Raw genomic sequence first — 15,659 nt, forward strand, 5'->3', positions numbered from 1 at the left:
GTAACCCAACGCTTTGGAATAATAATAAATATAAAACCGATCACAGGAAATATTAATGTAAATAAAAAAGCACTCAATTTAATGCCGAAGTCTGTAGTATCAACTCCGTTGTAATTTAGTACACCATTTGGGTCTAACATTATCCGTCCAAATGAATAAGACATAAACCCACCAAGGACTACGAACCACCAACCTATAAATCGATAGCCAAGCCTTTTCTTCCTTAACTTTGAGAACGCTTTATTCTTTAACTTCCTGACCAATTTTCGCCCCATATCAGTATATAGCTAACGCCCGCGTATCGGGAGTCCCAAGCTCAACTCACTTGGAATCAATATTTAGACATACATGGTGCGTTCTGGCCTAATAAATCTCGCCAAGGAAACTAAATCCTACACCACGTGAGAGCCTACAAACATACTACATCATCAGCCCTACGAGCAACGGCCTAGAAATTTACAGAAACGTCTTTATTTTCTTATTGTTACAGCCCATTCACTATTTTGGGAAATCAATAGCCTCAGCCTTAAAGAGTCACTGCAACATAGTGAGCCTTTACTTGCTGATAACGGCTTAGCAATTGATACAAGCTAATGGCATAAACCAGCACGATAACAAATGGGATCACAACAAAACGTTGCTCAGGAAACACATACCAAGCGATAACGATAAGTGCGGTTCGCAGCAAAGTATGAATAATGCCAACGTTATGCTCTAACGACCATGATATAGGTAACCACATTAGCCCTGATACAATGCCAATAGCCATTGGCACTGCGGTATAGTTTTCTAATCCAAACGGAATAGCGACTGCAAACGCGCACCAAGACATACCTAAGGTATACAGAAACAATGTATCAAAAGGGTTGCGTTCTTCCTTTTTCACAAGCAGTTTTTCACCCGTAAAGCGTGAGATGAAAAGTGCTAGGTAAAAGATACAGCCCGTACCTATGTAAACTGGCAACACCATATTCTTGGCCGGTACAAATAATGCGGTAATTCCTAATGCCAACCAAACAATGGCACCAGCAATCGGCATAGTGATTAGTTTTTTCTGCTTATATTCTTCACGATATTGTTCAAGAGATTTGGTCTGTAGGGGCATAGTGTGTTCGTCCATTGGGTGATGTATGAATATATTATTGATACAAAACCCAAATAGGACTGCAGACAAAAGTCATCAGTCGTATGTGACAATTGTCATTAGAGGCGCAGTGCTTTAATCAGAGAACACAACAAAAACGTTTTATTCATGCCCATGAGCACTTTCCTATGATTGAGTTTGTTATGACTACGGAATACCCGGAACCCAAACCTCATAGACTAAGTTATTGATTTTATACTTAACCGTAGATTGAAATGAAACGGGCTTAGATAGAAGCAATCGTGCGGTATTATCATAGACACTCAAAACCGGTGTTTCATCAATGATGAAATAGTACCTTTGGTCTGGAGTTAAGCCACACTCAGCAATACCATTGTTATGCGCGATTCTGAGCATTGACCCGTTTGCATTTATCAAATTGGCATTAGGCGCATAACTTAATGTGTCGCCACCACAATCAAAAATCTGGTTGTTGGTAGTAGAGTGATGAAAGCTGCCTAATAGGTTTTCAAACACATAAACGTTTCGGTTAGTCGAAATCGTTAAAGTGGATTGGCAATCATCTGTTTCAGGAACACAAGTCCGCTTTTCATCAAATGAAGCTATAACTTCATCTGCAGCATGAACGTTAAAGTAAAGAAGAGCTAGCAGTAGCAGATATTTATGCATGATTGTTTAAGCTCTAACGCCCCCGTTTGCAGCCAATTTGGAGAACAACAGAGAACGAGTGCGACAACAAGCGCTTGTTAAGAGGCATTGGCACGCTCTGCCTCATCTAATTTCCTTAAGGCAAACTTCCCCCTTTCAGATACAGCGTGTGAGCAGTCTGAAGCAAAGCGTTCGGCAAAACCTCTGGCCTTTATACCTAGATTGCCCAATTCTCGTATTAGAATTTCTGCTGAAACACGCCTAACGATGGATGAACAATCTTCAGATGATCTTTTTAGTAAGTATATTAGTGGGGTATCAATTTCTAACTTTCGCTCGCCAACGATAGGCTTTAGCCTGCCTTCGCAGTACCTTATATCAGTCCACACCCATTTTCGTCCTTCCATCCATACAACTCGCCCTTCAAATAAGCTGCGGTATGCCTTTGCTCGAACCGAAGGCTGAATAGCGGATTTAGCTATTTCTTCAATTTGCCCATCAAGTATCGTAGTGCGACCTAGCTGAGAATAGAGTGATGGCATAGGCCCTGAAGCAGACATAATTAACTTGGACCGAAGGGACTTTGCTATCTCTTTTTCACAGATAATTTCCTGTAGAACCTCTTTATCTGCTTCTTCTATCCTACCCCACGAGTTCCAATTGGAAAGCGCGACGCATAATGCCTCAACTACATATTCAGGATCAGTCGACCTTGCTATTTCAAGGAGCTTTTCCCTCGCGGCTTTACGAACCTGGGGCACCCAATCATTGAGTCTACGAACTGCAAGAGAAAAAAAGAAAGTGTTCGGTGCAGCCCCAGATAAGGCCCGAACTGCTTTTTCACGTTTGTAGCCATCCCAACTAATAAGATCAAGCCAAGTTACTAATTCCTTGGGCTTTGACCATACCTTCCACCTTGGGGGATTAGATTCCCGTATAGCTGAAGAAAATTCCGAACGAATGATTCGCTCCCAGTAGTCAAAACTCGAAAGAGGCAACTGAGACGTAACTTCAATTAGTTCAGACATATCAACGACTACTTTGCTGCCTGAGCTTATCGAGCTAGCAAATGTTCTCACTGCTGAAATAATCTTGTCTTCCATAATCTGAGATTGTTGCACCTACTATTATTGGTTTTCAACGCCTTTACAAACCGCACAACATGCGGAGCTAGCTTGGTATAAAATTCGCGAAGTGCAATATCAAGTTGGCGGAGTATGTTGCGTCGGTTTTAACAAACTTTGTTATATTTTGGTACTATGAATAAAATTTAAAATCTTGTTGAAGCCTTCTTTCTAATTCTTCTTCAGAATCAAACTTTACTGTATTTGGATAAGGAGGTGACTCTTTATTACTAGACCAAGTAAGATGAACTATATATTTATTGCTACCAGATAAAATAAGGATTTCATCGCAATCTTCACGCTTAGTAATTACAGATAACTCTTTGCCAAATAGAATATGACCAATATCGATTTCTGTTTTAGCTTCGAATGACAATTTATTTTTATGAGATTCGGGATATTCATTAATATCTGACCACGGTTCCAAATACATTTGAGTCCTCTAAAAATATAACGCCCGCTTTACAGGCAAATACTGATTAGCTATAATCCGAAGCGCAGCGTAGGTGCCAACCAGTATTTGTCCTTGTTGAAGCGCTTGTTAGCAATTTTTTACAACGTTCTCTGAAACTCTCTTGCATCCTCGCCAAAAGAGAGCATTTTCAATGCTATTGCTTGTTTATCTTTATATATTGCTTGCAACCGTGCTTCAGTAAACGCTTTAAAAACAATAGTTTCTTTATCAAGTAGCTCTATTTCAAAAGCTGGGTCATCTAAATATTGATAAAAAAGTTTGCCATTTTCTTGAAAAACTTTGTGCTTACCATACGTACCTATAATTTGGTCGATGTCATTCTGACTTGTCTGGTATTGGTTGGATTTAGCTTTTACTAGCGGATAGACCCATTGATGTATACCTAGGTTACTATGTTTACTTTTTATTAAAGTGTTCAGAACCTCTGCATAAGCAACATAAAAAGCATTGTCACTGCTTGTTTCAATATTCGGCTTTACACCTTTTCTTTCCCAGTTGTCATTTGTTCTCGGATCTACAGGTCGTGAAGATGGCAATGTGAGGATATAATTTTCATTAACTATTTCAGCACTTCTTGCATGAGCTGCGCCAGCGGTAACCTCTCCAACAATTGTAGCTCTTGCTAGATTTTTCATGGCATAACTAAAGCTTTCTGCTGCCGATGCAGAATTACTGCTGGTAAGAATGTAGAGGGGCGTATCTTTAAATCTGGGACCCGGAACATATGGCGAAGTCCAATCTTGTGTTCGGGTTAACACGCCATTTGTACGACTTTCAAAAGTTAATAAGTGAACAGTATCTAGGTCAAAAAAGTAACTTGCTAATGAAGTTACCATAAATGGACTACCACCAAAGTTGTTTCTTAAATCAATAATAATACCATCAGCATGTTGTAAAAATTTCATCGAATTTTCAAGTATTTCACCCCCCAAATGACTATCAGAGAACACTCTAATGTCAAGATAACCAATGTTACCATCAAGCATTTCAACCTTTTTAAAACCATAGTTATCTGTCGGAGTCTCCATTTCACGACTATCTGCAAAGGCCACCGATTGTTCTGAAGAACGATATACTTTCAATTCACTAACCCATTGTGGGTCATAGACCACAGAGAGGTGTTTATCATTTGCAATCTTGTTTAATTCCAAAGTCATAAATTCAGCGATATCTTCAGATGACTTTTGACGTTCACAGCCAGATAAAAATGCTTGCGAACGCATTAACTGAGCTAACGTTGTTGCTGTACATTCAATGACATAGTTATCTTCAAGTTGTTTGGAAATAATTTGTGACACATCACGACACTCTGCAGCGCTGACATAATTGCATAGAACGAGTGAGCTAACGATGAGGGATTTAAAAACTTTATTCTTCATATTCTTCCTGAAATTTTAATTGTTGCTTCCTATAACGCTCAACCAGAGCAAAACGGGTTAAAAGATTTTCCACATGCTAAATTAAATTGCTAACGCCCAAAATAAGGGGCGGATAATACTTGGCTAAAATCGTGTAGCGAAGCGGAACTGAGCCAAGTATTAGCAGTCCCTCGCTTAATTAACTTGTTAGGTGTACGTTACTTCAATATCAAAAATATAAAAACAAGTGCGCATAAACTCTTTAAAACGATAGTCGCGGCAAAAGTATTTGGTTTGCTTTCTCGATTGATAAGAAACCCTTTAATATCGATTTGGCCATATTTTAACGCAATAACATTATGCATTAGCCAATGGCCTGAAATAGCTAGTATCGCAGTTCTTGCGACAGTATCGCCATAACCTTCCAACTGCGGAGTTACAATTGCAGAAATAGCAATTATCACGATGAAAAACACTAGGGATAGTGTATGTGCTTTCTCGTAGCTCAACTTAGTACACCTAACGCCCTGTTAAGGGGCTGATAATGTTTGGCTAAAATGTGTAGCGAAGCGGAATCGAGCCAAACTTTAGCAGTCCCGCTTGAACAGCTTGTTATATTTCAAATCTACAAAGTAGAGTAAAAGAAATACAAAATAGGTGAGCTTAAGATTATGCCAACAAATAATATTTTGAAGAAGCCGTCTGATTGGACTTCATGGGAAACAGATATACTAGTATTGTCTGTTGGTAATTCTTCAAATGGTCTAAATTTTCGATAAAGCTTTACCGCTAATAGCCCAACAATAAAAACACCAACAATGCTCGCGATTAAAAGTGTAATGAACAACCATGCATCCATTGACGTATTATGACGCAATTTACTCTCCTTGAAATATAACAGCGTATTAACGGGAATTCCGATTTAATCCATTAACATTTAGCCGAAACTCAAACCGATACAAACTTTTTAATTAATAATTCCAATAACTTACCAGCATCATCAACTAACAGCAATAGCAGCTAGCTACAGGAGAAACCGAGAATTTACTTAACCGAGAATTATCAGGTCTCGTTATGCAAATAATGACAACTGAGTAACACTATAAGAATCAGTAATTTAACAGTATTTCATTTTGTAAACCGAGAATTTTGTCACTTACATAACGAGAAGCGATTAGCGCTGTTTCCTGCTTTAAAATTAAACCTGTATAAAAAAACAGCAACAACACTGTCATCGATTGATGGATTGTTTAAACAACAGCTACTACGAGCTATCGCTTATCCTGGCGAAATCTTTGCTGACATGGATGCCAGCGTAAAGCACTCTTGTGAAACTAAGAGGGGAAGTATTCACCGCATCTTTCAAAAGGAGTGCTAATAGATCAACAATAACCAACTTAAGCTTGTTGCTGTTGCTGTTGCTGTTGCTGTTGCTGTTGCTGTTGCTGTTGCTGTTGCTGTTGCTGTTGCTGTTGCTGTTCAAACAAGTAAATCAACCAAACCTAATTAAACTAAAACCACCAAACGCAAAAAAGCCTGCATGATGCAGGCTTTTTAGTCAGTAATTTAAGCGTTTACGCTAATTACTTAAGTGCAGCTGATAGTTGCTCGCTCACTGCAGAAACAGTTTGCGTACCGTCGAACTTGCTGTATTTGGTTTTACCTTCAGCAGCGAACTTACCGTAGTAGTCTACTAGCGGCTTAGTTTGCTCGTGGTAAATACCAAGACGCTTACGTACCGTTGCCTCTTCATCGTCAGCACGGATTTGAAGCTCTTCACCGGTTACATCGTCTTTACCTTCCTCTTTTGGTGGATTGTAAACGATGTGGTAAACACGGCCTGAACCTGGGTGTACGCGACGACCGCTCATACGCTTAACGATTTCTTCGTCTGGTACGTCGATTTCGATTACGTGGTCGATGTCGATACCGTTTTCTACCATAGCGTCAGCTTGTGGAATAGTGCGTGGGAAACCGTCTAATAGGAAACCTTTAGCACAGTCGTCTTGAGCAATACGCTCTTTAACTAGACCGATGATTAGGTCGTCAGATACTAACTGACCCGCATCCATCACTTTTTTAGCTTCTAAACCTAGTGGTGTACCAGCTTTGATTGCAGCGCGTAACATATCACCAGTAGAGATTTGTGGAATACCGTACTGCTCCATAATAAATTGGGCCTGGGTACCCTTACCTGCTCCTGGAGCACCTAATAAAATAATGCGCATCTTCAAAGTCCTCTTTATTGATTCTCTGTTGTTACTCTTCCCACGTTTTTAGGGCGGCGATTTTCGCACATTTCTCGCAGCGATCATAGCAGTTTCATAAAGCCATTAGACCTATATCTAATGGCTGATGATCTGAATCAATTAAGCGAGTGTTTAATACAGCAAGGTATATAACTGGCGGCGATATTGATTAGCCAAGGCGTTGCCCTGACCTATGGCGGTTAAAATTTCCATAAAGGCTTGTTTAACTTGACCATCTTCTGCGCTGAGATCTTTTTTCAAGATAGCGAATAATACTTCTAGTGCTTCGTCATTTCGCTGCGCGGCGTGTAGCGCTTTACCTAAGGCGATCGCGACTTGTGCATCACCACTTTGTTGGTATTGCGCAGCTAAATTACGAATTTCAGGCGTGTCTGCCGCCTCTTCAGCCAGAGCAAGCTTTGCCATAAGGTTTTGGTAGTAGCTGTCTTGATCGGCTAAACCAATCGCATCTAGCAGTGCCTTAGCCTCTTCAAGTGAGCCATTCATTAGGTAAACATCTGCTAGCACCAGTGCTACATCTGCTCGCTCACCTGACTCCACATGGACTTGCTTAAGCGCTGTAATGGCATCGCTTAGCTCTTCTGGTGGCAGATTACCATCAGCAAGTTTAGTTTTAATGTCATTAAATGGGCCTTCCCAAACAGCAGGCAAGTGTTTATCAAGTAGCGTTTTAATTTCATCGCTGCTTTGGCTACCAGCAAAACCATCAACAGGGCGACCTTTATCAAGTAGCAGCGTAGTTGGCAGGCTTTGAATTTGGAAGTATTGGGCGATTTCAGGTTCGCTCTCGCAATTGACTTTTGCCAGAATAAAGCGACCTTGCTGCTCTAGCGCAATTTGCTCTAGCAGACTTTGTAGTTGCACACTTTCATCATGCTGCTGCGCCCAAAAGGTCATTACGACCATTTTTTCCATTGAGGCATCAACAACTTGCTGAATGTTTTCTTTAGTCAGGTGCAGTATGTGTTCCATTTCAATCCTTATGATTGTTGTTCACATAGGTTAATTATAGAGAATCTGATGTTCAGATAAACAAAAGCACTAATGCTAGATAAAAAAAGCGCTTATTCTAAATAAACAAAAGCACTAATTCTAAAAAAACAAAAGCGGAACATAGTCCGCTTTTATCTTTCAACGCTAGTTTATTTTAGGCCAGCCATTAGCATTTGGTTCATTAGCTTAATGAATGCTGATGGATCAGCCAGGCTACCTTTTTCAGACAGTAGCGCTTGTTGCAGTAGCAAGTTCGCCCAATCTGCAAATAGCTCTTCGTCTGGCTCGTTGTTTAAGCGCTCAACCAATGGGTGAGTTGGGTTGATCTCAAACGTTGGCTTAGACTCAGGTACAGGCTGACCAGCAGCTTGCATTAGCTTGATCATCTGAGTCGACATTTCACCTTCACCAGCAACCACACACGCAGGCGTGTCGGTTAGGCGAGTAGTAACTTTAACCTCAGTTACCTTGTCTTTCAGCGCTTCTTTAACACGTTCAACCAGTGGCTTAGCTTCTTCAGCAACCTTTTCTTGCTCTTGCTTGTCTGCTTCGTCCTCTAGCTCACCAAGTTCTAGGTCGCCGCGAGTCACAGAGTGCATCTTCTTGTCTTTGTATTCAGTTAAGTGGTTGATTAACCACTCATCGATACGCTCTGACATTAGTAGCACTTCAATGCCCTTCTTGCGTAGAAGCTCAAGGTGCGGACTGTTTACAGCAGCATCGTGACTGTCGGCAACAATGTAGTAGATCTTATCTTGACCTTCTTTCATGCGCTCAATGTAGTCATCTAGCGATACAGTCGTTGCTGCGCTGTTGTCGTTAGTAGATGCAAAACGCAGTAGGCCAGCAATCTTTTCTTTGTTAGCAAAGTCTTCCGCTGGACCTTCTTTTAACACTTGACCAAACTCAGCCCAGAACTCTTGATATTGCTCTGGTTCATTTTTAGCCATTTTCTCAAGCATGCCAAGTACGCGCTTAGTCATACCTTGACGCAATGCTTTAGTAATTTGGTTGTCTTGTAAAATTTCACGCGACACGTTTAGTGGTAAGTCGTTTGAGTCGATAAGACCTTTCACAAAACGCAGGTAAGTTGGCATAAACTGCTCGGCGTCATCCATGATGAACACGCGTTGAACAAACAGTTTTAGACCATGCTTGCTGTCGCGGTTCCACATATCAAATGGCGCTTTTTTCGGAATATATAGCAAGCTTGTGTACTCTTGCTTACCTTCAACGCGGTTGTGGCTCCACTTCAGCGCATCGCTGTAGTCGTGTGAAATGTGTTTGTAGAATTCTTGGTATTCTTCATCGCTAATGTCTGACTTGCTACGAGTCCAAAGCGCGGTAGCTTTGTTCATCGCTTTCCAAGCGCCTTCAGTCGCTTCGATTTTCTCGCCGTCAGGACCTTCAGACTCAGGTGTACCCTCTTCGAACATTTCTACCGGTACTGAGATATGATCTGAATACTTAGTAATGATAGAGCGCAGACGGAAGTCGTCAGCAAATTCGGTTTCTTCATCACGTAGGTGAAGAGTAATTTCAGTACCGCGCTCGTTCTTAGTGATGGTTTCAACATTGAATGAACCTTCACCTTCTGACTCCCACAATACGCCGTGTGCAACATCAGTACCTGCCGCACGAGTACGTACAGTCACCTTTTTAGCAACGATGAATGCTGAGTAGAAGCCCACACCGAACTGACCAATTAGCTGAGAGTCTTTTGACGCTTCGCCAGATAGGTTGTTAAAGAACTCTTTAGTGCCAGATTTGGCAATGGTACCTAGGTGCTCAATCACGCCGTCACGAGTCATACCAATACCATTATCGCTAATGGTCACTGTGCCTTTTTCTTTGTCCGCACTGATGCGAACGCGCAGTTCACCATCACCTTCATATAAGCTGTCATTGCTAAGTGCAAGGTAACGTAATTTGTCTGCAGCATCGGCCGCGTTAGACACAAGCTCACGTAAGAAAATCTCTTTATTTGAATATAAAGAGTGGATCATCAAATGTAGGAGTTGCTTTACTTCGGTTTGAAAGCCATGAGTTTCTTGCTGTGACATGAAATTATCCCTTGGTTTACATGTTAGGTTGTACTTGCGCAGCCTTATTCATTGAAAAGTTCAGCGATATGCTCAGAGACATATTCAGAGAACAGACAACGCGACAAAATTTTTAAGTTAAACCAGAGATGGGTGCGCAAAATCACTTTTCAAGGGAAAATTTTTCTTTTGCATAAAAAAACATCATTAACCTGCAATTAGGTTGAAGCTTGAGCTAATGATGTTTGTTGATGTGATGAACAAGGACTTACAACAAAGGCGAAAGCTACAGCGGTAAGCGCCCATTGAACGATAACGCAAGTGTGGTGCTATCAACATACTCAAGCTCGCCGCCAACAGGCACGCCGTGAGCAATACGGCTGACTTTCACCTCATGCTTGCGGGCGATATCGGCAATAAAGTTCGCCGTAGCATCCCCTTCAACTGTAGGGTTGGTAGCCAGAATAAGCTCGCTAACATCTTCACTTGCCAATTGCTGCTCAAGTAACGACAGTCCAAGCTCGTCTGGGCCAATACCATCAAGTGGTGACAAATGGCCATGCAATACAAAATAACGCCCGGTGAAGTGGCCGCCAGTTTCAATGGCAAGTACGTCAGCGGGTGTTTCTACCACACAAATTTGCCCTGACATACCACGCTTAGCACTAGTGCAAATGCTGCATTGGTCTTCTTCGGTAAAGGTGCGGCAACTACTGCAATGCCCCACATCTGACATGGCTCGTTGCAGCGCCTCAGCCAGTTGTAACCCACCTTTGCGCTCACGCTCTAGTAGTTGAAAAGCCATACGCTGCGCAGATTTAGGGCCTACGCCCGGTAGCATTTTTAACGCATGGATTAGCTCATCAACTAATGGACTGAATTTCATAACACTCTTGTGACTCTTAAACTTTAATGGTTGCGATGATAACCATGTGCGCGTGTCATTGAAAGTAGATTTGCATCTGGGCATGTTCCTCAATAACAACTGAATTGCGATCCTCTGGCGATCAAGTTCAAAATTTGCACATTTTATGGAACTTATTTACACAAGGTGTATCAAAGTGTGAACAGATATACAGAATAGCCACCTCAAACCTTTTATGGTGTTGGCTGTTTTGTTCTAGCTCTGATTGTAGCGCTGCGATTAACCAAAACTAATCTCAGCTGCTGAGGTACTTCGGGAGCGCAGGATAACAACGACAATAATTACTGCGAGGAACTCATTATGTGGTGGCGAGTCATCATAGTTACATTAGCCTACTTACTCATTGGCGCACATTTTTTGCGTTACGGCGAAGTTGAAATTGCCGCTTTGTCTGCTGCAATGCCACTATTTATCGCCTTTAGGCACAGGTTAAGTAACCTGATCATGCAACTTGGTCTTATTGCCAGCAGCGTATTGGTTTGGGGGGTATCAACCTTTGAGTTCATTAATATGCGCATGGCGATGGACACCCCATGGCAGCGCCTCGCACTTATTATGGCAACTGTTATTATCTTTACGTTATTTGCCGCTTACTGCTGCTCAGGCTTTCAAAAGCGCCGCCGCGAACTGCACTTATATAGATAAATCAGGCTAATCAAATACACAAAAGGGAGTCGCTGATAGCGACTCCCTTTTTGCTTTCAAATGCTTTAAATCATTAATTCTATGTTTTAAATAGAATTAATATGATTCATCACCCGCTTTTCTGATATTGGATAAGCCGTACCTAAAACTTGGGCAAAGCAAGATACACGGTATTCTTCAATCATCCAGCGTGCTTCAACTAATGCCTGCGGCACAGGTTGCGACTTGGGTACTTTTGCCAGTGTAGCCTCCAGAGCATCTTGCACTTTGGCAACACTTTGAGCGTGCAGGCGATCGCGAGTTGGATCAACCGGTAGCTTATCAAGGCGGTTTTCAATCGCTTGGAGGTAGCGATGAATATCTGCCACTCGCTGCCAGCCACAATCAGCCACAAAACCTTTGTACACCAACTTATCTAGTTGGGTTTGAATGTCGCTCATGGCAAAGGCGATTTCAAAGCTGATTTTGCCCTTTAAGCGCTTTTTAATGCGGTTGTATACCGTGAGCACTTGCTCAACATTCAAGGCAATTTTCTCTGCGGTTGGGTTAAGCTCTGCCCTCACCCAATCTTTGGCTTTATCGAACTGCTCAGCATCACGCACATCAAGCTGTTTTTCATCCAGCAATTGCTGTACTGCGGCGTTAATAATGTCTTCAATTAAAAACTGCACCTGACCAAACGGGTTAAAGTACATCGCCAGCTTGGCTTTATTCGGCAGTGCTTGCTGCAGGTGCTTCACTGGAGATGGAATATTAATCAGCAGTAGGCGGCGCAAACCCACGCGGTGATGGCGCATAGCTTCGTGCTCATCGTCAAACAGTTTAATGCTGACATCTTCTTTATTATCTACCAGCGCTGGGAAGGCCTTCACTTCATAGTTGCCTTTGCGCTTTTGGTACTGGCTAGGCAGGTTGCCAAAGCTCCATTCTTTGATATTTTGCTGCTCAATACCGCTATCTGCCACCTTACGAATAGCCTTTGCCACCACGCCTTGCAGCGTATCTTTTAAGGTGTCTAAGTCACGACTTTGTTTAACCAAGCGGCCGCGGTCATCTTCAACCTTAAAGTTAATGGTTAAGTGGGTTGGCAGCTGAGTTAAATCAAAATCTTCCACATTGATGCGGGTGCCCGACATGCGTAAAAGTTGCTTACACATAGACTCAAGCATGGGCAGTTCAAATGGTTTCATCGCCTGAAAACACGCTTTAGCGTAGTCTGGTGCAGGCACAAAATTACGGCGTAGATTCTTTGGCAGCGACTTAATTAATGCGGTGAGTTTCTCTTCCCGCAGTCCCGGCACCAACCAATCAAAATCATCGGTATCAACCTGATTGAGCAAACCAACGGGAATGTGCACCGACACGCCATCATCTTCGTGGCCTGGCTCAAAGTTATAGCTCACTTTAAGCCCAAGGTTGCCCTTGTGCCACACGTCTGGGAAGTCCAGCGCTGAGATATGGTCGGCATCGCGCTTCATCAGCAGCTCGATATTAAAATCAAGCAACTCTGGGGTTTTACGCTTGGCTTGTTTCCACCACTTAAAGAACAGTGGCGCATTGTAAATACCTTGGGGAACTAGCGGCTCATAAAAGTCCACCAGCACTTGCTCGTCGACCAAAATATCACGGCGGCGCGACTTGTGCTCTAAGTCTTCAATATCGCTGCGCAGCTTTTGGTTTTTAACGAAAAATGCTTCTTTGGTTTGTAGTTCACCCTCAGCTAGCGCACAGCGAATAAAGATTTCACGGGCTTCAACTGGCTCAATTGGGCCATATTGCACCTTACGACGATTCACTATTCTCAGACCATAAAGCACTTGAGACTCAAAGGCGACCACACTGGCAGGTTTTGCCTCATAATGCGGCTCTGCGTAACTCTTTTTCACTAGATGCGGCGCAAGCTCTTCAAGCCACTCTGGCTGAATTTTGGCGCAGCAGCGAGCAAATAAGCGCGAGGTTTCGGTAAGCTCGGCGGCCATAATCCACTTAGGGCCTTTTTTGGCTAGCGGCGAGCCTGGGAACACAAAGAAGCGGCGATTACGCGCCCCAAGGTATTCGTTGTTATTGTCTTTAAAACCGATGTGGCTGAGCAGGCCAGACAAAATCGCTTTATGCAGCGACTCATAATCTGCGGCGTTGTCGTTTAACTTCCACTTTAAGTCATGCACTGCTTGGCGCGTTTGAGTATATAAGTCTTGCCATTCACGTACGCGCAAATAGGCTAAGTATTCATCGCGGCAACGCTTTCTAAATTGGCTTGCTGATAACTCACGCTTAGAGTCTTTAATATGATCCCACAGCAATAACCAACTGCTAAAATCAGAGTCTTTGTCATTGAAGCGGCGATGGCATTCGTCAGCAGCTTGTTTTTTATCAATGGGTCGCTCACGTGGATCTTGAATCGACAAACCCGAGGTCACAACTAAGGCTTCGTGCAAACAGCCAAGCTCATTCGCCTCAATCACCATGCGCGCAAGGCGTGGGTCAAGCGGGATTTTAGATAAATTACGGCCAAGTGGCGTGAGCACTAAATCGGCTTTACGCTTTTTCACCGCTTGCAGTTCTTCAAGCAACAAAAAACCGTCACGAATATGCTTTTGTTCTGGCGGCTGAATAAATGGGAATGCGCCAATATCGCCCAGCCCAATCGCCAACATCTGCAAGATAACGGACGCGAGATTGGTACGCAGAATTTCTGGGTCGGTAAATTGAGGGCGGCTTAGAAAATCTTGCTCGTCATATAGGCGAATACAAATACCTGGGCCAACACGACCACAACGACCTTGACGCTGATTAGCACTGGCTTGTGAAACTGGCTCAATTGGCAGGCGCTGCACTTTAGTCCGGTAGCTATAACGACTAATGCGCGCGGTACCTGGGTCAATTACGTAGCGAATACCCGGCACAGTTAACGAGGTTTCAGCGACGTTGGTCGCAAGTACAATGCGCCGACCAACATGAGACTTAAACACCTTGGACTGCTCGCCATAAGATAAACGTGCATAAAGTGGCAGAATTTCAGTATCACGATACTGCTGTTTACGCAGCATATCGGCGGTGTCGCGAATTTCGCGCTCACCATTCATAAAGATAAGAATATCACCAGGACCTTCAGCCATTAGTTCATCAACCGCAGCAAAAATGCCGTCGGTTACATCAAGGTCGGCTTCGTTATCTTTTACCAATGGGCGATAACGGGTTTCAACGGGGAAGGTACGGCCTGATACTTCAATCACTGGCGCATTGTTAAAGTGCTTTGAGAACCTTTCAACATCAATGGTCGCCGAGGTAATGATAACCTTTAAATCTGGGCGTTTTTTCAGTACCTGTTTTAAATAACCAAGAATAAAGTCGATGTTAAGGCTACGCTCGTGGGCCTCATCGATGATAATAGTGTCGTATTGGTTCAGGTATTTATCTGAGGTTAGCTCGGCCAGCAAAATACCATCAGTCATCAACTTGATGTAGCTGTCTTCATTAAGTGCGTCGGCAAAACGAACTTTAAAGCCAACCACTTCACCAAGCGGACTGTTTAGCTCTTCAGCAACGCGGTTAGCTACGCTTCTCGCGGCAAGGCGACGCGGCTGAGTATGACCAATCATACCGCGCGAGCCTAAACCTAGCTCTAAACAGATTTTAGGTAGTTGAGTAGTTTTACCCGAGCCAGTTTCACCCGCGACAATGGTGACCTGATTATTGGCAATGGCCTCGGCAATTTCATCACGCTTTTGCGAGACAGGCAGCGCGTCTGGGTAACTAATTTGCGGACGGTTTTCTAAACGCAGCTTAGCCTTTTCAAATGCCTTTTGCGCTAGCTCTTCTAACTTAGCTGTTTCTTGTACCTTTTTTTGCTCGTCTGGTTGTTTTTCTTGCTGCTTTTTCAGACGAAACAAACGACGCCTGATGTTAGCGGCATCAAGCTGGAAACATTGGTTGAGGAAAGTTTTAGAAAGAGGATGAAGACCAGAAGTCAAAGCTGTGTCCCTTGCCGATAATCAAAAACAGCGATCCTAGCAAGGAACATCAAACATTGATATGCCTAGGGCCTGTTTATCTTTACCGATAAAAATTTGT

The 15,659-nt window shown here is 42.9% G+C and carries 12 protein-coding genes; 1 reads left to right on the forward strand and 11 read right to left on the reverse strand.

Annotation, left to right across the window (positions count from 1 at the left end; genetic code table 11):
• Positions 1-526: 526 nt before the first annotated feature.
• The 10 genes from G3R49_RS18995 to recR form a co-directional block, all read right to left on the reverse strand.
• Positions 527-1,105: a hypothetical protein gene (locus G3R49_RS18995; RefSeq protein ID WP_167870704.1), complete on the reverse strand. Its 579-nt coding sequence runs from the start codon at positions 1,103-1,105 to the stop codon at positions 527-529.
• 186 nt (positions 1,106-1,291) lie between these two features.
• Positions 1,292-1,774: a hypothetical protein gene (locus G3R49_RS19000; RefSeq protein WP_167870705.1), complete on the reverse strand. Its 483-nt coding sequence runs from the start codon at positions 1,772-1,774 to the stop codon at positions 1,292-1,294.
• A gap of 77 nt (positions 1,775-1,851) precedes the next feature.
• Entirely contained in the window at positions 1,852-2,856 is a 1,005-nt protein-coding gene (locus tag G3R49_RS19005) for a hypothetical protein (protein WP_210147288.1), read from the reverse strand.
• Positions 2,857-3,010: 154 nt separating this feature from the next.
• Positions 3,011-3,310, reverse strand: a complete 300-nt coding sequence (locus G3R49_RS19010) for a hypothetical protein (RefSeq protein WP_167870707.1) — start codon at positions 3,308-3,310, stop codon at positions 3,011-3,013.
• A 119-nt stretch (positions 3,311-3,429) separates the two neighbouring features.
• Positions 3,430-4,731: a S41 family peptidase gene (locus G3R49_RS19015; RefSeq protein WP_167870708.1), complete on the reverse strand. Its 1,302-nt coding sequence runs from the start codon at positions 4,729-4,731 to the stop codon at positions 3,430-3,432.
• A 197-nt stretch (positions 4,732-4,928) separates the two neighbouring features.
• Entirely contained in the window at positions 4,929-5,219 is a 291-nt protein-coding gene (locus G3R49_RS19020; RefSeq protein ID WP_210147289.1) for a hypothetical protein, read from the reverse strand.
• A 1,074-nt stretch (positions 5,220-6,293) separates the two neighbouring features.
• On the reverse strand, positions 6,294-6,938 hold the full coding sequence (gene adk, locus G3R49_RS19025; protein WP_130602283.1) for an adenylate kinase: 645 nt from the start codon (positions 6,936-6,938) through the stop codon (positions 6,294-6,296).
• A 153-nt stretch (positions 6,939-7,091) separates the two neighbouring features.
• On the reverse strand, positions 7,092-7,952 hold the full coding sequence (locus tag G3R49_RS19030; RefSeq protein ID WP_130602281.1) for a tetratricopeptide repeat protein: 861 nt from the start codon (positions 7,950-7,952) through the stop codon (positions 7,092-7,094).
• Positions 7,953-8,122: 170 nt separating this feature from the next.
• Positions 8,123-10,036: a molecular chaperone HtpG gene (gene htpG, locus G3R49_RS19035; RefSeq protein WP_167870709.1), complete on the reverse strand. Its 1,914-nt coding sequence runs from the start codon at positions 10,034-10,036 to the stop codon at positions 8,123-8,125.
• Between the two features lie 265 nt (positions 10,037-10,301).
• The gene (gene recR, locus G3R49_RS19040) at positions 10,302-10,901 is read right to left on the reverse strand and encodes a recombination mediator RecR (RefSeq protein WP_130602277.1); all 600 of its coding nucleotides are present in this window, start codon (positions 10,899-10,901) and stop codon (positions 10,302-10,304) included.
• A 339-nt stretch (positions 10,902-11,240) separates the two neighbouring features.
• Between recR and G3R49_RS19045 the strand changes: the two genes are divergently transcribed.
• Positions 11,241-11,585, forward strand: a complete 345-nt coding sequence (locus tag G3R49_RS19045) for a hypothetical protein (RefSeq protein ID WP_167870710.1) — start codon at positions 11,241-11,243, stop codon at positions 11,583-11,585.
• An 86-nt stretch (positions 11,586-11,671) separates the two neighbouring features.
• Here G3R49_RS19045 and hrpA read toward each other — a convergent pair whose 3' ends face one another.
• Positions 11,672-15,559 (reverse strand): ATP-dependent RNA helicase HrpA, encoded by a 3,888-nt coding sequence (gene hrpA, locus G3R49_RS19050; protein WP_167870711.1) that lies wholly within the window; start codon positions 15,557-15,559, stop codon positions 11,672-11,674.
• Positions 15,560-15,659: the final 100 nt, after the last annotated feature.

Source organism: Shewanella sp. WXL01 (assembly GCF_012263345.1).
In the GTDB taxonomy this organism is placed as follows: Bacteria; Pseudomonadota; Gammaproteobacteria; order Enterobacterales; family Shewanellaceae; genus Shewanella; species Shewanella maritima.

Bases quoted from the DNA above. Each gene is read 5' to 3' on its own strand.
- adk (WP_130602283.1), bottom strand. From the start codon at position 6,938: ATGCGCATTATTTTATTAGGTGCTCCAGGAGCAGGTAAGGGTACCCAG.
- recR (WP_130602277.1), bottom strand. From the start codon at position 10,901: ATGAAATTCAGTCCATTAGTTGATGAGCTAATCCATGCGTTAAAAATG.
- G3R49_RS19010 (WP_167870707.1), bottom strand. From the start codon at position 3,310: ATGTATTTGGAACCGTGGTCAGATATTAATGAATATCCCGAATCTCAT.
- G3R49_RS19030 (WP_130602281.1), bottom strand. From the start codon at position 7,952: ATGGAACACATACTGCACCTGACTAAAGAAAACATTCAGCAAGTTGTT.
- G3R49_RS19000 (WP_167870705.1), bottom strand. From the start codon at position 1,774: ATGCATAAATATCTGCTACTGCTAGCTCTTCTTTACTTTAACGTTCAT.
- G3R49_RS18995 (WP_167870704.1), bottom strand. From the start codon at position 1,105: ATGCCCCTACAGACCAAATCTCTTGAACAATATCGTGAAGAATATAAG.
- htpG (WP_167870709.1), bottom strand. From the start codon at position 10,036: ATGTCACAGCAAGAAACTCATGGCTTTCAAACCGAAGTAAAGCAACTC.
- G3R49_RS19005 (WP_210147288.1), bottom strand. From the start codon at position 2,856: ATGGAAGACAAGATTATTTCAGCAGTGAGAACATTTGCTAGCTCGATA.
- G3R49_RS19045 (WP_167870710.1), top strand. From the start codon at position 11,241: ATGTGGTGGCGAGTCATCATAGTTACATTAGCCTACTTACTCATTGGC.
- G3R49_RS19015 (WP_167870708.1), bottom strand. From the start codon at position 4,731: ATGAAGAATAAAGTTTTTAAATCCCTCATCGTTAGCTCACTCGTTCTA.